This is a genomic window from Agrobacterium tumefaciens str. B6 (genome assembly GCF_001541315.1).
Classification (GTDB): Bacteria; Pseudomonadota; Alphaproteobacteria; order Rhizobiales; family Rhizobiaceae; genus Agrobacterium; species Agrobacterium radiobacter.
The window spans coordinates 332,533-350,693 of sequence record NZ_LMVK01000023.1 but is presented as its reverse complement, the minus strand read 5'-3'; the positions used below and the strand labels follow the sequence as shown (position 1 = coordinate 350,693).

Below are 18,161 nucleotides of genomic sequence, written 5' to 3'. Positions count from 1 at the left end.
TTCCGGTGCCATCGTTTTCATCGAGGCCAAAGCCATGAGCACGACACTTTCTGAAATCTGGTACACACGCTGCCCGGTGCCCACCCCCGTAGGGCTGGCGGCACAGCTCGGCTATCTTTCACAGACCTTCGAGGAGGTCGGCATAGCGCTGAAATCCATCATCGATTCGCCTGACCGCTCCGTTCGCCAGAGCCATTTCAACCACACGCTGGAATGGTCGTTCCGCCACGGCGGCAATGTACCTCCCATCCGCGCCCGCTCGGAAGGGCGCAATACGCGTCTCATCGGTGTTACCTGGACGGATGAGTTTCAGGCAATCATCACCCTGCCGGAAACCGGTATCCGTTCGCTTGCCGATCTCGTCGGCCGTCGTTTCGGTGTGCCGCGCCGGCCGGAAGGCATCGTTGATTTCATGCGCGCGACGGCGTTGAAGGGCATCGTCTCGGCGCTTTCGCTGGAAGGGCTGAAGGTCGAGGATGTCGAGCTCAAGGATATTGTCATCAAGGATTCAGTGCTGGCCTCGCAAGAAGGGCCGTCGCTGTTCGGCCTGAAGCGCCGGCAATCCTTCGGCGAGGAAATCATCGCGCTGCTGCGTGGCGAGGTCGATGCGATTTTCGTCAAGGGAACGGCCGGCATTGCCGCCGCCAACCTGATCGGTGCCGTGCAGGTGGTGGAGTTCGGTTTTCATGCCGATCCGAAAATACGCATCAATTCCGGTTCACCCCGGGTGCTGACGGTCGACGGGCGGCTTGCCGATGAGCGCCCCGATCTGGTGGAGCGGCTGGTTGACGCCATCGCCAGGGCCTCTCTCTGGGCGGAGCAACATCCGGAAGAAACGCGCCGTTTCATCGCGCGCGAGGCCGGCGCGACGGAGGAACAGGTTCTGGCTGCCAACGGAGCTGAGGTTCACCGTCATCTTGGTCTCGGCCTCGATGCCGATCTTGTTGGCGCCGTCGGCCATTACAAGGACTTCCTGCACCAATGGGGCTTCCTTGAAAACGACTTCGATCTCGGCGACTGGATTGACGATCGTTTCGTCACGGCAAATGAAAGGGCGGTGGCATGAGCGTTGCACTTTCCGCCGTCCCAAACGCGCTGGCGCAGCGACCCGATCCCGTCGCCATCGCAACCGCGCTGGCCGGGGATTTCAGCCTGACGGCTGCGGACCACGACAAGAGCGGCGAATTCGCCGCCGGTAATTTCGAGGCGCTTTTCAAATCAGGCCTGCTTGGTCTCGTCACGGCTGAAAAGGATGGCGGCTGGGGCGAGGGTATGGAAACGGCCCATGCCGTCATTACGGCCATCGCCAAGGGCGATCCGTCGACCGCTCTCATTCTCGCTATGCACTACAGCGTTCATGCCGCGATCCGGCGTGGCAAGTGGCCGGCAGCACTTGCTGCAAAGGTACTGGCCGCCAATAGCACGGAGCCGGCGCTTTTGAACAATGCGCAGGCGGAGCCGGGTGTCGGTTCGCCGGCCCATGGCGGCCTGCCGGAAACGACGGCGCGGATCGAGGGCGATGTCTGGGTGGTCAATGGCCGCAAAAGCTTCGTCACCGGCCTGCCGGGTCTGAAATGGGCGATCGTGCTTGCCGTGACGACGGAAGAGACGCCGCGCCTCGTCCAGCTTCTGGTGCCGCTCGATGCGGCTGGTATCGCCGAGGAAAAAGCGTGGGAAGCGACCGGCATGTACGCCACCGCCAGCCATGATCTGGTGCTGGAAGAGGTGAAGGTGCCGCTTGCTGACGTCGTTGCCGAACAGCCGGCGGATGAGCCGCTGCGGCGCGATGAGGCAGATGGTTATAATTTCTTCGTGCTGCTGGCTTCCGTCTACCACGGTGTCGCGCTTTCGGCGCGGGACGATCTGTTGAGCCATCTGAACGGCCATGTTCCGGCAAGCCTTGGCGCACCCCTGTCCTCCATTCCTCGGATTCAGGAAGGTCTCGGCCAGATCGAGGTGCTGCTGGCGGCGAACCGGCGCCTCCTTCTCTCCGTCGCCCGCGACGTCGATGCGGGGGAGAGGGTGGGAACCGATGCGCTCGCCGTTCGCCATGTGGTGATCGACAATGCGGTGGCGGTGACGGATCTGGCGCTGGAGCTTGGCGGCAATCGCGGCCTGCGCCGGGACTACAACCTTGAACGCCATCACCGCGATGCCATCACGGCAAGGGCACATGCGCCGCAGAGCCATATGATCCGTACGATTCTTGGCCGTCAGAGCATCAAGGCGGTGGGTGGCTGATCAATGAAGCAACGGGGCGGCCTTGTCTGGGGCGGGCCGCCCATGTTCAAACCACGCCAATCAATCCCGCAGCAGCGGCAGCAAGCTGTCGCCCTGCCTTTCGATTTCCTTGAGATAGGGCGTGTCGGAAAGCACGAAATGGGTGATGCCCAGCGCGCGGTATTTACGCAGTGACGCGGCGACATCCTCCGCCGAACCGACAAGCCAGGTGGTTCCCGCCCCGCCGCCGCCGAATTTGCCCGGCGCGGTATAAAGATTGTCGTCCAGCACGTCGCTTTGACGGTGCAAATCCAGCAGGCGGCGCTGGCCGACAGCTACGGCCTGAAGGTGGTCGTTCCAGCGTACGCCACTGTTTGCGGCCATCTCGGCAACTTTCGCTTCCGCATCGCGCCAAGCCTCGGCCGTGGTTGCGCGCACCAGCGTGGTGATCCGCAGGCCGAATTGCAGCGGCGGCAGATCGCGGCCGAGCTTTTCACTGAAGTGCCTGAGCCGCTCTATCCGTTCGCGCACGCCGGCGAGCGGTTCTCCCCAGAAAAGCTGCACATCGGCCTCGGTTGCGGCAACCTGCTCGGCTGCTTCGGAAGCGCCGCCGAAATAGAGTTTGGGAGGCGGCCGGCCTTCGCGTGCGGGGATACGTGGTGAGACGGTGGAGTTCGTCACCCGGAAATGGTCGCCATTAACCGTGTCGTTTTCCCCGGCCCAGAGCCGCCGTACCAGCCGCATGAATTCTTTCGTGCGCGCATAACGCTGCGCCTGATCACCTTCTTCGTCGCCATAGGCGGCAAGCTCATCCCTGCCGGAGACGATGTTGACCCGCACCCGGCCGGCGGAAAGCTGATCGAGGGTGGCAGCGGCCGATGCGAGGTTGGCCGGCTTCCAGTAGCCGGGACGGATGGCGATCAGCGGCTCGAAGGTGGTGGGGCGCGCCGCAGGCGCCGCCGCCGCCGTAAATGTATCCGGACGTCCCCAGCCGGTGCCGATCAGCGCGCCTTTCCAGCCATGGGTTTCAAGCGCCCTGGCATGGCTCGTCAATGTATCGAGACTGTTGTGGTTTTCGCTGACGGCGTCGCCCCGGTGGCCGGGTTTGACGTCATTGGGGATGTACCAGAGAAATTCGCTCGTGCTGCTCACATTATCCGCCTGAATTTTCGTTTTATGTTGCGGTGGAATGGCCCTGCCGACGCTTTGCCTTCACCACTTGGGGCTCGCGGAGGCGCAAGCCTCCGCTGGTGCGAGAATGGCAAAGCGGCGGCGGCCCGGCGAAGCAGCGACGTTTCTTTTGTCATCCGACAGAGGAAAAGCTTTCCGTCTGGAAAGATTATATTGCACATATTTTCTATATAAAAAATTTGAGGAAATGATTCCCTGCGATCGACATTATCTCCGTCGGGGAGAAAGCATTTTCTGCGCTACCGAAATTGTCTGGATCGATTTTTCTCGTGCGTCCGAAAGGTGAGCAAGGCAATAGTCGACTGGAATCGCGAAATTCACCATGCTTGCCACACACCGCCCACAACTCACGGAGCAGGCATGTGTACCACCTTGATTGTCCCTGGCCTGAATGGTTCGGATGAAGGACATTGGCAACGGCACTGGTTGCTGGATGATCCCGAAGCGCAACTGGTCGATCAGGACAATTGGCAATGCCCGGTTCTCGATGACTGGCTTGACCGTCTCGAGGCAGCGCTGGCGACAGTCGACAGCGCTTATATCGTCGCCCACAGCCTCGGTTGCCTGCTGGTGGCGAATATGGGGTCTCGACCCTCTGCCGCCAAAATCAAGGGCGCGCTTCTGGTCGCACCCGCCCATCTCGACCGCGTAGAGGCGATGCATCCCTGCATCGTCAGGTTCGGTGCCTTTCCGCAGCAGCCGCTTGCTTTCCCCAGCCTCGTCGTGGGCAGCATGAACGATCCCTATATGGATTCCGAAGAGCTCTCGCGCAGTGCGAGCCTGTGGGGGAGTGGCCTCATCAATCTCGGTCCCGTCGGACATATCAATATTGCCAGCGGTTACGGACGATGGCCTGAGGGTTATGCTCTTTTCGAGCGGTTGAAGGCAGATGGCGCACCTTCAAAGGCGGTGGCGGGATCGAGACTGCGCAGACTGACTGCCCTGGGCGACGCGCATTTTTAGAGAAAGATCGGGTTTTTCCAGCCTTCCTTGCTAAACGGGATGGATAGCGGTCGGTTTATCGCTCTTTTCGATTTTTGGCATCATTTACAACCTTTGGAAGTTTTATTGGCAATTTTTACGGACGGAATTTTGAATTTCTCCTGAAGATTGTTTTTGAGTGGTCGCATTTATTTTCTACAGAAAATATAGAAAAGCGTTTCTTCGCTCCGGACGGTTTTGTCGTCACCTTTCATTGGTCATCAAATCAGGGAAAGGGGTAAGGAAATGTCCAGAATCAAGCTTGTAACGTCGGCTCTCGGCGGATTGTTTTTGTCGGCGATATCGTTGGCCACGGCTGGAGCATCGGAAGCGCTGGTCACGGCCGACTGGCTGAAGGAGAATCTCGACAATCCGAAAGTGCGGGTCTTTGAAGTCAGCGTCGATACGGGCGTCTATGAGCGCGGGCATATTCCGGGCGCAGTGAACCTCAACTGGCATACGGATCTCGTTGACAAGGAAAAACGCGACATTGCCGCGCGTGAGAATTTCCAGTCCCTGCTGCAGAAAGCCGGCGTGGGTGACGATACGACGATCGTTTTATATGGCGACAACAACAACTGGTTTGCCGCCTGGGGTGCGTGGATTTTCGAAACCTACGGTCTTGGCGACCGCGTAAAGCTGCTGGATGGTGGCCGCAAGCTTTGGGAGGCGCAGGGCCTGCCTTTCGACACATCCGCACCGGCAACGGCCGAAACGAAACTGAAACTCGCCGAGCCCGACACCTCGGTCCGGGCGCGCTTTGTCGACGTCGTTGCGGTGGCTGAGGGCAAGCACAACATCAAGCTGGTGGATATCCGCTCGGCGGATGAATATTCCGGCAAGATTTTCGCGCCGGATGGCGTCAAGGAGCTGTCCGTCCGTGCCGGTCACATCCCCGGCGCCGTCAATGTTCCGTGGGGCACAATCGTCAACAAGGATGGAACCTTCAAAGCGGCAGAAGAGATCAAGGCGATCTATGCCGAGAAGGGCATCGACGGCTCGGCGCCCATCATCACCTATTGCCGCATCGGCGAGCGCTCCAGCCACACCTGGTTCGCGCTGAAGAAGATACTCGGTTACGACGTCCGCAATTATGACGGTTCCTGGACCGAGTACGGAAATGCGGTCGGTGTTCCCATCAGCAATCCGACGGGAACGGTCTGGACGGGCAAATAAGCCTCCACCGCCTTCATCATGGGGCCGGTGCGTCGGATGGCGCACCGGCATTTATTCTTCCGACATCGCCGGTATTCCATGCATTCGACCCTTTCCCGCCTCGCGGCGCTTGCCATTTTATGCGCCCTGACGGTCGCTGTTTATCAATTGGGGCTGCTTGAGAATGGCAGGCCGCTTGCATTTTCCCTTCTGGCCGGCACCGCTTTCGGCATCGTGATGCAGCGCGGACGGTTCTGCTTTCTCTGCAATTTCCGCGATTTCATCGACGGCAGGCGTTCGGACGGTGTTGTGGCCATTCTTGTGGCATTGCTGGCGGGCGTGGTGTTTTACCAGGTCGTCACCGCGGCGTGGATGCCGGTGCCGCAACCCGGCCGCCTGCCGCCCAATGCGCATATCGGCCCCGTCGGCTGGATTCTGGCGTTGGCTGCGAGCGTCTTCGGTTTGGGCGCAGCGCTTTCCGGCTCCTGCCTGTCCGGGCATTTTTACCGGCTGGGCGAGGGGGCTTTCGGTTCCGTGCTTGCCATAGCCGGAGCGGGGCTTGGTTTCCTGCTGGCATTTCTCAGCTGGAATTTTCTCTATACGGTCAGCATTTTTGACGATCTGCCCATCTGGTTGCCGCATCATCTTGGATACGGCCCGGCGCTGCTGGTTGCCTGCACTGTGTTGGTCATTCTGATCCTACTCGTTCTGTTTTTCGATAAAACCGAGCCCGCTTCATCGACTGCCGCCACGGCAAGCCGGCTGCAGCAGGCGCTCCGAAGCATTTTCGTCGAACGCTGGCCGCCCGCCATAACCGGCGTTCTTGTCGCGGCCATCAGCGCCTTTTCCTATTTCCGTGTCGCACCGCTCGGAGTGACGGCCGAACTCGGCAGCATCGTCAGAACGACGGGGGCTGCGGCGGGCTGGGTGCCGGAAACGCTTGCGGGACTAGACACGGTGCGGGGATGCATCAGCGCCGTTAAAACAACGATCCTGTCGCCGAACGGTGTTTTCGTCCTGGGACTGATGTTTGCGAGTCTGGCGTCCGCGCTTTCAGCGGGGAAATTTCAGCCCGCATGGCCTTCCGCCGGTGGGTTGGCGACACGGTTTGCCGGTGGCGTGCTGATGGGCTGGGGTGGCATGACCGCGCTTGGCTGCACCATTGGCGTGCTTTTGTCAGGCATCCATGCGGGCGCGCTTTCCGGCTGGGTATTTCTCGTTTTTTGCGGTTTGGGTGCATTTGCCGGCCTTTTTCTCAAGCGCCGGTTTGCCTTGCCATGAGACCGGATGCTTGAAATTTACCACCATCGTTAGATGAGGCGGCGATGGCCCATTCTCGGCGGCCGGAAACGGATTTTTTCCCGTCGCCGCAACCTTAGTCCACATTTGCCGGTGATCCTCCAATTATAGAATAGTAATTTTATGGAAAATATTGACGATTTCGGACCGTCGCCCGAGGATAAGGGAATTGAGCAAAGGAGGCGCACATGCCGCAGGGACTTCATGCGTTTACTTTCGATCTGTTCGGTTTGACCCGGCGCCAGCCGCGTAGCGAGGAACAGGTTAGTCTTCATCCTCTGGATCATTCCGGACGCATCAGGCAGGAGAAAAGCGATCTCGAACTCGAAAGGGAAGAGATCTGCGAAATGAACTTTGCGATGCTCGGCCTTTATCCGGTCTTCTGACGATCATTAACGAAGGCTCCTTTTCCCTTCGGAGCGCGGTTTATCGGGGAGAGAAACTCTCTTCGCCGGGTGGAAATTGGAACAAAATTTCTTAAACGCGCCGGGGAATTGGCTACCCTTTTATCATCAAGCCGCATTGCCCGAGGGCAGATTGCAAAGGACCTGCCGATGAGCACACCCGATAAGCCACTCGATTTTCTGTGGTTCATACCCACCTCAGGCGATGGCAGCTATCTCGGCTCAGACGATCTTTCGCGTCCTGCCGATCCCGGCTATTTCCGGGAAATAGCCCAGGCCGCTGATCGGCTCGGTTATTCAGGCGTGCTCATTCCCACCGGCGTTGCCTGTGAGGAATCCTTCATCCTTGCGGCCAATCTTGCCGCCTATACCGAAAAGTTGAAATTCCTGGTCGCCATCCGTCCGGGCGTCGCATCGCCCGCTTATTATGCGCGGCTTGCTTCCACTCTCGATCGCGTTTCCCATGGCCGGCTGCTGCTTAATATCGTGGTCGGCGGCAGCGCCCAGGAACTCGCCGGCGATGGCATTTTCCTGCCCCATGACGAGCGTTACGATCACGCCGGGGAGTTCTTCCAGGTGTTCAATTCGCTGATTGAAACCGGCAAGGGAAACCTCGACGGCAAATATATCAAGGCGGTGGACGCAAAACTCGGCCTGCCGCCGGTGCAGGAACCGCGACCGCCTATTTATTTCGGCGGCTCCTCCGATGCCGGCATCGAGTTTTCGGCCGGTATCACCGACAAATACCTGACCTGGGGTGAACCGCCGGCGCAGGTGGCTGAAAAAATCGCCAAGGTGCGCGCCGCCGCCGCCAAAAAAGGGCGCGAGGTTACCTTCGGTATCCGGCTGCATTTCATCGTTCGCGAAACAGACGAGGAAGCGTGGGCCGATGCCGACCGGCTGATCTCGAAGCTTTCCGACGAAACCATCGCATCCGCTCAGGAAGTCTTCTCCAAGGCTTCGGATTCCGTTGGGCAGGCGAGAATGCAGGCGCTGCACAATGGCCGGCGCGACCGGCTGGAAGTCTCCCCGAATTTGTGGGCGGGCATCGGTCTTGTCCGTTCGGGTGCAGGCACGGCGCTGGTCGGTTCGCCGAAGACGGTGGCGGCGCGGCTCAGGGAATATCAGGCGCTGGGCATCGATACCGTCATCGCCTCGGGTTATCCGCATCTGGAAGAAGCCTATCGGCTATCCGAACTGCTGTTTCCGGAAATCGGGCTCGGTGGGCCCCGTAACCAGATACGGTCCTCTTTCGGCGCGAAACAGGTTTTCGGCGGTGGCGGGCATGGCGGTAACGTCAAGCTGGTGTCCGGATCCTGATTCATCGGCGGGAGGCGGCTTATGCCTTCTTCCGTTTCGGCAGACATCCTTGCGGCGCAATGAAATCAGGCAACGGCATATAAAACATTATTTCTATAGAATATTATCAATATGGAAAACGATGTCTATTTCACCCCCCGCCATCGCTGCTAGCTATTGAACAATTCAGCTGTTTTCAGGAGCAACCCGATGACATTGCAATATGCGGCCAAGGATCAACACTTCATCAATCTCCGCGACCCGGTTGGCGGCAAGTCGGCGGATGCCGACAGCCTCAAGGCGGCGTTGAGAACGCTGGGCGGCGGTGTCAGCGTGATTACGGCGGGGGGGGGGGGCGGGGGAGCGGGAGCGGGCGTGACTTCGGCCACCGCTCTGTCGGTCGATCCGCCGCGCATTCTGGTAGCGCTCACCCGTTCCTCGTCAACGTGGCCGGTGGTGCAGCGTTTCGGTCATCTTGCCGTCAACATCATCGGAGCGAACCATCAGTTCATTGCCAATCAGTTTGCCGGCATCGGTGGCCTGAAGGGCCCGGATCGGTATCGCGGCGCTGAATGGACACGGCTGTCGAGCGGCGCGCCCATCCTCGAAGACGCGGTTGCCGCGATCGATTGCACCATCGAAGAAACGATCGAACGGCACAGCCATGTCATCGTCATCGGCAAGGTGGAGGCGATCCGCATCGGCTCCGGTCATTCGCTGCTCTATCAAAACGGGCGTTATCATTCTCTGGACTGAGCGCCGGCCATTCGGCGCTTTCACTTTGTCATTCTTTGAGGGAGTTGAGCATGGGATCCGTCACGCCTCTCGGCGAAAGACTTCGTTTCGTTCCTCCACGCCTCGGCGCGGATATCGATGTGCTGACCGTTGCCCGGACGATCGCCGAAAACTGCGCCGTTGAAAGTCCCGGGCAAATTCATGCGCGGATCGCCCGTTCCGGTCTTCTTGCTCTTTCCGTTCCAACGGAACTCGGCGGGGCGGATATCACAAATGACGTTCTGTCACAGGCGTTAGCCATCATTTCCGCAGCCGATGCGGGGGCGGCGCATGATCTCGTTGAACATTTCACCGCCCTGGAATTCATCAGGAACGCGGGTAGCGAAGACCAGCGCAAGGCGCTCTTCGCCCGTCTTGATCTTGGCGAGACCTTCGCGCTGGCAATATCTGCCGCTGATCTGGATCAGGCGGTTGTGGTGACGGAAGACGACTACGCCCTGCGGCTGCCCGATGAAGTTGCGGGGTCGGTCAAGGTCGATGCGGACTGGATCGTTGTGCCGGCTGTCAACACGGCCGGACAGCCCCTGCTTGTCGTCCTGCGCAATCGCCCCAATACGTCATGGGAGGGTCTCTTGCGCGCCGATCAGGTGGTGTTCCTTGCCCAGGGCGTAGGAAACCTGGCCGCTTCCGTTTCCGCCCTTTTGAAAGCCGCGGTGGCGCTGGGGCAGAAGCAGCGTGAGCTTTCCGTTCTGCTGATCGACAGACTGGCGGACGAGGGCGCAGCGCGGCCCGTGATAGGTGAAATATTTCTCGCCATCGAACTCCTGAAGGCGCAGATAACAAGCCTTGCGGCCAATATCGATGCGGCGCAGGTGGGGGCGGAGAACGTCACCTTTCGTTCGGTCCGCAACAATGCCATCACGCTTGAAATCCTGATGGCGCGCCTCGGTCTTGTCGAAGGCGTCAGCGAAGCCGGGCTGATCGCGTCGCTGGACAGTGATCTGCGCAGGCAATAAGCGACGCTCTGTCGTGGAACCCGAACGAAGGGCCGTGCGAAATCCTATTCGCCGGCCGGAATAGAACGGGCATCCTGCCCGTCCTTTGCCACGAACTGCGCAAGCGTCATATTGTCCAGAATGGTTGCGATGGCGTCACGCACGTCCGTCATCGAAACCCTGACCTGACAGGTCTCGGGATCATCACAATCGTCACAGGCTTCAAAGGCCGTGCGACTTGCGCAGCGGATGGGAGCCAAGGGTCCATCCAGCGTACGGATAACTTGCCCGATCATGATTTCGGATGGCATTTTCGACAGTGAATAACCGCCATTCGGGCCCTTCTTGGAGCGCAGAATGCCGCTATTGCGTAGTTCCAGAAGAATAGTGTCCAGGAATTTTTTCGGGATGTTGTTGCGGGTCGCAATCTCCGTCACGAAGGCGGTCTCGCCCTGGGGCAACCGCGCCAGATCGACAAGAGCCTTTAATCCGTATTTGCCTTTTTTGGTCAACATCGCACGATCCGAAAAGAGAGTCGGCACAGTTTACAGTGCCGGGCCGTATTATTCCTTACTTACTAAGTAGTTTTTAGCGAATTCCGGCGCAAGCCCGTTTCGTCCGGGTTTGGTGCTGAAAGCGGCCTGTTGCAGCCTTTTTGAGACCAGGTCCCCCGTTTTGCCGGCACGGGCTTTCGAAAACATCACTGAAAACAATATTTTCTCTGATCGTGCCGCAACGTGGAACGATCATCCTTTATTAGAATATAAAATCGGTAGACAAAGTATGCATCAAAGACGCGAGGTGATGATGTATACGCTCAGTTTGCTGGACAAGAGCCCGGTTTCAACGGGGGAGGACGCCGCGAGCGCGTTCCGCGACACGATCAATCTTGCCAAACGCGCCGAAGAGTTGGGTTATCGCCGTTTCTGGGTGGCCGAACATCACAATTCGCCGGAGCTTGCCGGTTCCGCGCCGGAGGCGCTGGTTGCATGGATACTGGCGAAGACTTCCCGCATCCGTGTTGGCTCGGGCGGCGTCATGCTGCAGCACTATAGCCCTTACAAGGTTGCCGAGGTTTTCAACGTCCTGTCGTCGCTTGCGCCCGGCCGGGTCGATCTCGGCATCGGCAAGACACCGGGTGGGTTGCCGCTTGCGACGTCGGCCTTGCAGCAGGCCTATGATCCCGCCCGCAAGCCGGATTTCGAAGCGGCCTTCGGTGAACTCACCACATTTTTATCGGGCGCCGCGCCGCAGGATCATGCACAGGCCGGGCTGCAGGCAACACCTGCGCCGCCGGTCGCGGCAGAGAGATTTCTGCTCGGCGCCAGCCCGGAAAGCGCAAGGCTTGCGGCTTCAAGGGGATGGAATTTCGTCTTTGCCGGCCACCTCAATGGTGATGCGGAGGTTCTTCGCCGCAGCCTCTCGGCTTTCCGGGAGGAAAGCAGTGGAGCTGCCCCGATCCTTGCCCTGTCGGCTTTTGCGGCCAGCGATCCAGCCCATGCGGCGAGACAGGTCGAAGGTCAACGCATCTACCGGGTATTCCTCAGCGACGGCAGGGCGTTCAACCTCGGCCGCCGCGAACAGGCGGAGGAATTCGCCCGCCAGTCCGGCGATACCGATTATCGCATCGAAGAGCGCAAGCCCAACGTCCTGCATGGCGGGCCGGAGGATATTCACAAGGCGCTTCGTGCGCTTTCCGAAGAGCACGGCATCGAGGAATTCATCATCGAACCGCCCCATGTCGGGGCTGATCAGCGGCTTGCCTCGGTCGAACTCTTGGCCCCACATCGCCTTTCCCGGGCGGCATAATTTTCTCTCAGGAGGGAATGACATGACGAGAAAGAAAATCCGTTTCGGCATCATGCTTCAAGGTCCCGGCGGGCACATGAATGCCTGGCGGCACCCCAAAAGCCCTGTCGATGCCAGCGTCAACTTCGACTTTTTCAGAAAGAACGCGCTGAAGGCGGAAGCAGCCGGCATCGCCTTCGCCTTCGTGGCGGATGGGCTTTACATCAACGACAAGTCCATTCCGCATTTCCTCAACCGGTTCGAGCCGCTGACGATCCTTTCGGCGCTCGCCGCCGTCACCTCGAAGATCGGCTTGGCGGGAACCGTTTCGACCTCCTATAGCGACCCCTTCACCATTGCCCGCCAGTTTGCCTCGCTCGATCTTTTGAGCGGCGGCCGTGCCGGGTGGAATGCCGTGACGACACCGCTCGAAGGCACGGCGAAAAATTACAGCCGCAATCACCCCGAACATGCGCTGCGTTACGAGATCGCCGACGAATACCTCGAGGTTATCAAGGGCTTGTGGGACAGCTGGGACGATGACGCTTTCCTGCGCAACCGCGAGACGGGACAGTTTTTCGACCGCGCCAAACTCCACACGCTCGGCCACAAGGGCCGCTTCTTCCAGGTGGAAGGCCCGCTGAACATCCAGCGTTCTCCGCAGGGTCAGCCGGTGGTGTTCCAGGCAGGCTCGTCCGATGCCGGCATCGGTCTTGCTGGCAAACACGCGGATGCGGTCTTCACCAATTCCGCTTCGCTGGAGGAAAACCGGACCTTCCTCAAGCGCGTGAAACAGAGCGCCGTTGCGCAGGGCCGGTCCGCTGCCGATGTGAAGATTTTCCCCGGCATCGGCCCGATTGTCAGCGAGACGCAGGAGGAAGCGGAGGCGAAATACGACGTCATCCGCAACCTCATCACTATCGAGGATGCGCTCGCCTATCTCGGTCGCTTCTTCGATCATCATGATTTCAGCGCCTATCTGCTGGATGAGCCTTTCCCCGAACTCGGCGAGATCGGCAAGAACAGTTTCCGCTCGACGACCGACCGCATCAAGCGGCGGGCCAAGGAAAAGAACCAGACGCTGCGCGAGGCGGCGCTGGAGGCTGCGACCCCGCGTGAAGGCTTCATCGGCACACCCGACAAGGTGGCCGACGAGATCATACGCTGGGTGGAACACGATGCGGCCGATGGCTTCATTCTGGGCTTTCCGGTGATTGCCGAGGGACTGGATGATTTCATCCGCCTCGTCATTCCGGTGCTGCAGCGGCGCGGTTATTTCGATCCGCATCTGGAAGGCGCGACATTGCGTGATCATCTCGGTCTGCCTTTTCGGGAAAGCGTCTATGCCGGCGGCGAAAACGCGTCTGACAAGGCCATCGCCTGAGCTTGCAGCCGGGCGGCGTTAATCGCTGCCCGGCGCATATTTCAAGACGCGGCGCGCAAAGGCCCCGCGCAGGAGACAGAACCATGAATATCCGCATTGACGGCGCGCGTCCGCAGGACGACGCCGAACGGGGAATCCTTGCCTTCATCGAAGAGAGCATCGCCATCCGGCATGATCTCCACCGGCATCCGGAGCTTTCGCTCAAGGAGACGCGCACGGCGGCGCTCATTGCCCGTTATCTCCTGTCTTTCGGATACGAGGTGGCGGAGGGTGTCGGTGGTCACGGTGTCGTCGCCACGTTGAAGCGCGGTCATGGTGAAAAACGTCTCGGAATCCGCGCTGATATCGACGCCCTGCCCATTATCGAGGAGACCGGCCTTGCCTATGCCAGCCAGACGTCGGGCGTCATGCATGCCTGCGGTCATGATGGCCATACCGCGATCCTGCTTTCGGCCGCCCGTTATCTTGCCGAAACATCGAGCTTTTCCGGCACGCTGACGCTGATTTTCCAGCCTGCCGAAGAAATCGGTGCGGGTGCGAGGGCGATGATAAAGGACCGGCTGTTCGAGCGCTTCCCGGTCGATGCGGTGTTCGGGCTGCATAATTGGCCGGGTGTCGAAACCGGCCAGTTCGGCTTCGTCGAAGGCCCTGCCATGGCCTCCGTCGACAAGGCGAAGGTGCAGATCATCGGCAGGGGCGGGCATGGGGCCGCACCGCATGAGACGGTCGATCCGGTTCTCGCCTCGGCAAGCTTCATCACCGCCCTGCAAAGCATCGTTTCGCGCAATGTCGATCCGCGCGAGATGGCGGTGCTGACGGTCGGCTCCATCCATGGCGGAACCGCCTCCAACGTCATTCCCGAGAGCGTAGAACTCCAGATCACCGCGCGGGCTTTTTCGCCCGCCGTACGTGACAGGCTGGAGGAGCGGCTTCCGGCGCTGGCCAGAGCGCAGGCGGAAAGTTTCGGCGCAAGGGCCGATGTCTCCTATTCCCGTGGTTTCCCGCCGGTCATTAATCACGCCCCGCAGACGGTCTTCGCCCGTGAGGTTGCCAAAAGGCATTTCCCGTCCGCGCAGATTGCCGAAGCGTTCCAGCCGCGCACGGCGAGCGAGGATTTTGCCTTCATGCTGCAGGAGCGGCCCGGCTCCTATCTCTTCGTCGGCAATGGCGACAGCGCGCCGCTGCACAGCCCCCACTATGATTTCAACGACGCGATCATCGCACCGGCAGCGCGCTTCTGGGTGCGTCTGGCGGAAGCATACCTCTCCTGACGCGAAATTTAGGACAAGGACATGAGCGACAGTTTTCTCTACACATCGGTCAAGGATCCGCTCGCAACGCCGCTTCTGGAGGAGTTGCTGTTTGAATATGACAGCCGTTACGGCACATTTTTCAACGCGGAAGGGGCCAAGGCGGAGCTGAACAAATATCCGCCGGAGGCCTTCAGCCCGCCATCGGGCAATTTCCTGCTGCTTTTGCGCGACGGTAAGGCGATCGCCGGCGGCGCTTTCATGCGCTACGACCACGAGACGGCCGAATTCAAGCGCGTCTGGACCCACTCGGCCCACCGCCGGCAGGGGCTTGCGAAAATCGTGCTTCAGGAGCTGGAGCAGCAGGCGATCCGGCAGGGTTACGCCCGCGTTTATCTGACCACGGGTTTCCGCCAGCCGGAAGCGGTCGGCCTTTATCTCACCAATGGCTATCGCGCCCTGTTCGACACGGCGGCCGATCCCGAGACGATCCGATCGCTGCCATTCGAAAAATGGCTTTCCGACACTGCCGCCTCCATCCCGGATGGCGCGCCAGTACAGGCCGCCCGGCCGCAACTCTCTCCGGTTCATCCGTGAAAGGCTTTCTCCGATGACAATAGCCTCCGATTTTCCGCATGTTGCGGTGAACGAACAGAAGGGTGAGCCGGTCAAGGACGGTTACGCGCATTTTCGCGTCGTTCCCGCCCGTTATCCGCTGCGCACGGCGGGCACCGTTCTCTCGGTCCTCATCATCGCTGCCATTTTGCACTCCGTATTCGGCAATCCCCGCTGGGGCTGGAACGTGTTTGCGGAATGGTTCTTTGCCGAACCGGTGCTTGTGGGGCTCGGCCGGACGCTGCTGTTGACGGTACTCGGGGCTTTTCTCGGTTTCGTGCTCGGTACGGTTCTGGCGCTTGCGCGCGTTTCGGGTTCGCCTTTGCTTGTCGCGATTTCCTGGACCTATATATGGATATTCCGTTCCATTCCGCTGATCGTGCTTTTGCTGATCCTCAACAATCTCGGTTATCTCTACGAGACCGTGACGATCGGCGTGCCCTATACCGGCATCAATTTCTTCAGCTGGAATACGACGCAGCTGATGACGCCCTTTGCCGCTGCGGTGTTGGGGCTGACATTGCACGCTGCGGCGTTTTCATCGGAAATCGTGCGCGGCGGCATCCTTTCGGTGGAACAGGGCCAGCTTGAGGCTGCCGCTTCACTCGGCCTGCCGCGACGCAGACAGTTTTCACGGATCGTGCTGCCGCAGGCGATGCGCACCATTCTGCCGAATGGTTTCAACGAGATCATTCTGCTCGCTAAGGGCACGTCGCAGGTCTATATCCTCGCCCTGCCGGAGTTGTTCTACACGATCCAGATCATCTATCGCCGCAATCTGGAAGTGATCCCGCTGCTGATGGTCGCCACCGTCTGGTATCTGGTGATCCTGACGGCGCTTTCCATCGTGCAGCACCATATCGAACGGCACTTCTCGCGCGGCGCTCTGCGCAATCCGCCGCCCTCGCTGTTCGCCACGCTCTACCGCACCTTCCTGCCGCGCAAGCCCCTGCCTGAAGCGGGGGAGACGGCGACGCCTGCGGTTGCCGTGTCCCAACGCCCCGCCACAGTCAGGACGGGAAGTTTCCAGCTCGGAAATCGCGGCGGTTCGGTCAATATTCACGGTGTCTCGAAATCCTTCGGAACGCTGAAGGTGCTGGACGATGTCAGCCTTTCCATCCCGGCAGGCAGCGTCACCACCATTCTTGGCCAGTCCGGCTCCGGCAAGTCCACATTGCTTCGTTCCATCAACCATCTGGAGCGTGTCGATGACGGTTTCATCGCCATAGACGGCGAGCTGGTCGGTTATCGTCAGAAGGGCGATACGCTTTACGAACTGAAGGAACGGGAAATCCTGAAACGCCGCGTCGAAGTGGGCATGGTGTTCCAGAGCTTCAACCTGTTCCCGCATCTGACCGCACTTGAAAACATCGCCGAAGCGCCGGTCGTGGTTCGCGGCATATCGAAAGAGCAGGCCGAGGCCGAAGCACGCGATCTTCTGGCCCGTGTCGGCCTTGCCGAAAAAGCCGGCGCCTATCCGCGCCAGCTTTCCGGCGGGCAGCAGCAGCGCGTGGCGATTGCCCGGGCGCTGGCCTTGCGGCCGAAGGTGCTGCTCTTCGACGAGCCGACATCCGCTCTCGATCCTGAACTCGTCAACGAGGTGCTTGACGTCATCAAGGAGCTTTCCCGCTCCGGCGTCACCCTCATCATCGTCACCCATGAAATCGGTTTTGCCCGCGAAGTCTCCGACAGGGTCGTCTTCATGGAGCAGGGCCGCATTCTCGAAACGGGCACGCCGGAAAAGGTGTTCAACAACCCGGACCATCCGCGCACGGCCGAATTCCTCGCAAAAGTTCTCTAATCAACAACAAAGGAAACACTCGCATGGCATTTTCATCGAAATTATTGTCCCTGCTCGCCGGCGGTCTTTTCACCGCCACCGCCGCACTCATTCCGGCTGCGCATGCGCAGGAAGTGGACCTTTCCCCCGAACAGAAGGGCCGGGTGCGCGCCGAAAAGGTGGAAGAGGCGATCAAGCTTCTGCCCGCCGGCCACAAGTTCATCGCCGACGGAAAGCTGACGGTCGCGACCGTGCCCTTCCGTCTGCCGCTGGTGGATTATGCGAGCGACACCAAAACGCCGATCGGCGTGGAGCCGGATATCGCCCAGCTGGTCGCGGACAGCCTTGGCCTTGAGCTGCAACTTGTTCCCATCGCCTGGGCCGACTGGCCGCTCGGTCTCACCTCCGGCAAATACGATGCCGTCACCTCCAACATCACGGTCACGGAAGCCCGCAAGGAAAAATTCGATTTTTCCAGCTATCGCAACGATCTGCTCGGCTTTTACGTCGGCAATAACAGCAAGGTTACGTCCATCGGCAAGCCCGAGGATGTAGCCGGGCTGAAGGTGATCGTCGGCGCGGCAACCAATCAGGAGCAGATCCTGCTGAAATGGATCAAGGACAACAAGGCCAAGGGTTTGGCCGATACCGACGTGCAATATTACGACGATCAGGCCGTGCTTGACGTCGCCCTGCAATCCGGTCGCGCGGATGCCTATCTCGGCCCCAACGCCACCTCTGCCTTCCAGGCGGCAAGCCAGAAGAAGACGAAACTTGTCGGCACCTTCTCCGGCGGCTGGCCAGAGGCGGCGGAAATCGCCGTCGCTTCGAAAAAGGACGCGGGCATCGCCGAGGCCATCACCGCCGCGCTGAACGTCCAGATCAAGAATGGCAATTACGGCAAGGTTCTCGCCCGCTGGAATCTCGGTTCGGAAGCCATTACCGAATCCCGCACCAATCCGCCCGGCCTTCCGAAGAGCTGAGTTCTGGTTTGCTTGCCAAAAGCTGAGTCGAAGGTGGGACATCACTCAGCCGGTAGCGCGGGCATCCTCCCGCCCGCGCTAC

At 59.9% G+C, this 18,161-nt stretch carries 17 protein-coding genes; 15 read left to right on the top strand and 2 right to left on the bottom strand.

Translation table 11 applies throughout. The annotated features are described in order from the left end of the window. Nucleotides 1-34: 34 nt before the first annotated feature. Together ASB65_RS17675 and ASB65_RS17670 are read left to right on the top strand one after the other, a co-directional pair. A complete protein-coding gene (locus tag ASB65_RS17675) occupies nucleotides 35-1,066 on the top strand; it encodes an ABC transporter substrate-binding protein (protein WP_031233451.1) in 1,032 nt (343 codons plus the stop codon). Then, nucleotides 1,063-2,241: an acyl-CoA dehydrogenase family protein gene (locus tag ASB65_RS17670; protein ID WP_060724859.1), complete on the top strand. Its 1,179-nt coding sequence runs from the start codon at nucleotides 1,063-1,065 to the stop codon at nucleotides 2,239-2,241. The genes ASB65_RS17675 and ASB65_RS17670 overlap by 4 nt, the downstream gene beginning before the upstream one ends. Before the next feature lie 60 nt (nucleotides 2,242-2,301). On the opposite strand, the gene ASB65_RS17665 is transcribed toward ASB65_RS17670, so the two are convergent. Further along, on the bottom strand, nucleotides 2,302-3,372 hold the full coding sequence (locus ASB65_RS17665) for an LLM class flavin-dependent oxidoreductase (protein WP_060724858.1): 1,071 nt from the start codon (nucleotides 3,370-3,372) through the stop codon (nucleotides 2,302-2,304). Nucleotides 3,373-3,771: 399 nt separating this feature from the next. Here ASB65_RS17665 and ASB65_RS17660 point away from each other — a divergent pair, with 399 nt between their 5' ends. From ASB65_RS17660 to ASB65_RS17630, 7 genes are all read left to right on the top strand, one after another. Further along, entirely contained in the window at nucleotides 3,772-4,374 is a 603-nt protein-coding gene (locus ASB65_RS17660; protein WP_060724857.1) for an alpha/beta hydrolase, read from the top strand. 264 nt (nucleotides 4,375-4,638) lie between these two features. After that, nucleotides 4,639-5,568, top strand: a complete 930-nt coding sequence (locus tag ASB65_RS17655; protein WP_003506897.1) for a sulfurtransferase — start codon at nucleotides 4,639-4,641, stop codon at nucleotides 5,566-5,568. 78 nt (nucleotides 5,569-5,646) lie between these two features. Beyond that, nucleotides 5,647-6,828, top strand: coding sequence for a YeeE/YedE family protein (locus tag ASB65_RS17650; RefSeq protein ID WP_060724856.1), 1,182 nt, complete (start codon nucleotides 5,647-5,649; stop codon nucleotides 6,826-6,828). 206 nt (nucleotides 6,829-7,034) lie between these two features. Next, complete coding sequence (locus ASB65_RS28550; protein ID WP_003506893.1) at nucleotides 7,035-7,232, top strand: hypothetical protein; 198 nt, start codon at nucleotides 7,035-7,037, stop codon at nucleotides 7,230-7,232. 168 nt (nucleotides 7,233-7,400) lie between these two features. After that, a complete protein-coding gene (ssuD, locus tag ASB65_RS17640; RefSeq protein ID WP_003506891.1) occupies nucleotides 7,401-8,570 on the top strand; it encodes an FMNH2-dependent alkanesulfonate monooxygenase in 1,170 nt (389 codons plus the stop codon). 189 nt (nucleotides 8,571-8,759) lie between these two features. Next, nucleotides 8,760-9,305: a flavin reductase family protein gene (locus ASB65_RS17635; RefSeq protein ID WP_060724855.1), complete on the top strand. Its 546-nt coding sequence runs from the start codon at nucleotides 8,760-8,762 to the stop codon at nucleotides 9,303-9,305. 50 nt (nucleotides 9,306-9,355) lie between these two features. Continuing rightward, complete coding sequence (locus tag ASB65_RS17630; protein ID WP_060724854.1) at nucleotides 9,356-10,300, top strand: acyl-CoA dehydrogenase family protein; 945 nt, start codon at nucleotides 9,356-9,358, stop codon at nucleotides 10,298-10,300. Between the two features lie 44 nt (nucleotides 10,301-10,344). Here the strand turns inward: ASB65_RS17630 and ASB65_RS17625 are convergent, their stop codons facing one another. Continuing rightward, a complete protein-coding gene (locus ASB65_RS17625; RefSeq protein ID WP_003506886.1) occupies nucleotides 10,345-10,794 on the bottom strand; it encodes an RrF2 family transcriptional regulator in 450 nt (149 codons plus the stop codon). 289 nt (nucleotides 10,795-11,083) lie between these two features. On the opposite strand from ASB65_RS17625, the gene ASB65_RS17620 reads away from it, so the two are divergent. The 6 genes from ASB65_RS17620 (at nucleotide 11,084) to ASB65_RS17590 (ending at nucleotide 18,079) form a co-directional block, all read left to right on the top strand. After that, nucleotides 11,084-12,088: an LLM class flavin-dependent oxidoreductase gene (locus ASB65_RS17620; protein ID WP_060724853.1), complete on the top strand. Its 1,005-nt coding sequence runs from the start codon at nucleotides 11,084-11,086 to the stop codon at nucleotides 12,086-12,088. A 22-nt stretch (nucleotides 12,089-12,110) separates the two neighbouring features. After that, a complete protein-coding gene (locus ASB65_RS17615) occupies nucleotides 12,111-13,451 on the top strand; it encodes an LLM class flavin-dependent oxidoreductase (protein ID WP_060724852.1) in 1,341 nt (446 codons plus the stop codon). 83 nt (nucleotides 13,452-13,534) lie between these two features. Next, a complete protein-coding gene (locus ASB65_RS17610) occupies nucleotides 13,535-14,722 on the top strand; it encodes a M20 aminoacylase family protein (protein WP_060724851.1) in 1,188 nt (395 codons plus the stop codon). Between the two features lie 21 nt (nucleotides 14,723-14,743). Continuing rightward, entirely contained in the window at nucleotides 14,744-15,298 is a 555-nt protein-coding gene (locus tag ASB65_RS17605; RefSeq protein WP_060724850.1) for a GNAT family N-acetyltransferase, read from the top strand. 13 nt (nucleotides 15,299-15,311) lie between these two features. Next, complete coding sequence (locus ASB65_RS29120) at nucleotides 15,312-17,117, top strand: amino acid ABC transporter permease/ATP-binding protein (RefSeq protein ID WP_081088442.1); 1,806 nt, start codon at nucleotides 15,312-15,314, stop codon at nucleotides 17,115-17,117. A gap of 23 nt (nucleotides 17,118-17,140) precedes the next feature. Then, a complete protein-coding gene (locus tag ASB65_RS17590; protein ID WP_060724849.1) occupies nucleotides 17,141-18,079 on the top strand; it encodes an ABC transporter substrate-binding protein in 939 nt (312 codons plus the stop codon). The last annotated feature ends 82 nt before the right edge of the window (nucleotides 18,080-18,161 follow it).

What these genes read in the sequence shown, in the direction of transcription:
- ASB65_RS17675 (WP_031233451.1), top strand. Translation starts at nt 35, where the DNA reads ATGAGCACGACACTTTCTGAAATCTGGTACACACGCTGCCCGGTGCCC.
- ssuD (WP_003506891.1), top strand. Translation starts at nt 7,401, where the DNA reads ATGAGCACACCCGATAAGCCACTCGATTTTCTGTGGTTCATACCCACC.
- ASB65_RS17650 (WP_060724856.1), top strand. Translation starts at nt 5,647, where the DNA reads ATGCATTCGACCCTTTCCCGCCTCGCGGCGCTTGCCATTTTATGCGCC.
- ASB65_RS29120 (WP_081088442.1), top strand. Translation starts at nt 15,312, where the DNA reads ATGACAATAGCCTCCGATTTTCCGCATGTTGCGGTGAACGAACAGAAG.
- ASB65_RS17630 (WP_060724854.1), top strand. Translation starts at nt 9,356, where the DNA reads ATGGGATCCGTCACGCCTCTCGGCGAAAGACTTCGTTTCGTTCCTCCA.
- ASB65_RS17635 (WP_060724855.1), top strand. Translation starts at nt 8,760, where the DNA reads ATGACATTGCAATATGCGGCCAAGGATCAACACTTCATCAATCTCCGC.
- ASB65_RS17610 (WP_060724851.1), top strand. Translation starts at nt 13,535, where the DNA reads ATGAATATCCGCATTGACGGCGCGCGTCCGCAGGACGACGCCGAACGG.
- ASB65_RS17590 (WP_060724849.1), top strand. Translation starts at nt 17,141, where the DNA reads ATGGCATTTTCATCGAAATTATTGTCCCTGCTCGCCGGCGGTCTTTTC.
- ASB65_RS28550 (WP_003506893.1), top strand. Translation starts at nt 7,035, where the DNA reads ATGCCGCAGGGACTTCATGCGTTTACTTTCGATCTGTTCGGTTTGACC.
- ASB65_RS17605 (WP_060724850.1), top strand. Translation starts at nt 14,744, where the DNA reads ATGAGCGACAGTTTTCTCTACACATCGGTCAAGGATCCGCTCGCAACG.
- ASB65_RS17625 (WP_003506886.1), bottom strand. Translation starts at nt 10,794, where the DNA reads ATGTTGACCAAAAAAGGCAAATACGGATTAAAGGCTCTTGTCGATCTG.
- ASB65_RS17660 (WP_060724857.1), top strand. Translation starts at nt 3,772, where the DNA reads ATGTGTACCACCTTGATTGTCCCTGGCCTGAATGGTTCGGATGAAGGA.
- ASB65_RS17655 (WP_003506897.1), top strand. Translation starts at nt 4,639, where the DNA reads ATGTCCAGAATCAAGCTTGTAACGTCGGCTCTCGGCGGATTGTTTTTG.
- ASB65_RS17620 (WP_060724853.1), top strand. Translation starts at nt 11,084, where the DNA reads ATGATGTATACGCTCAGTTTGCTGGACAAGAGCCCGGTTTCAACGGGG.
- ASB65_RS17670 (WP_060724859.1), top strand. Translation starts at nt 1,063, where the DNA reads ATGAGCGTTGCACTTTCCGCCGTCCCAAACGCGCTGGCGCAGCGACCC.
- ASB65_RS17615 (WP_060724852.1), top strand. Translation starts at nt 12,111, where the DNA reads ATGACGAGAAAGAAAATCCGTTTCGGCATCATGCTTCAAGGTCCCGGC.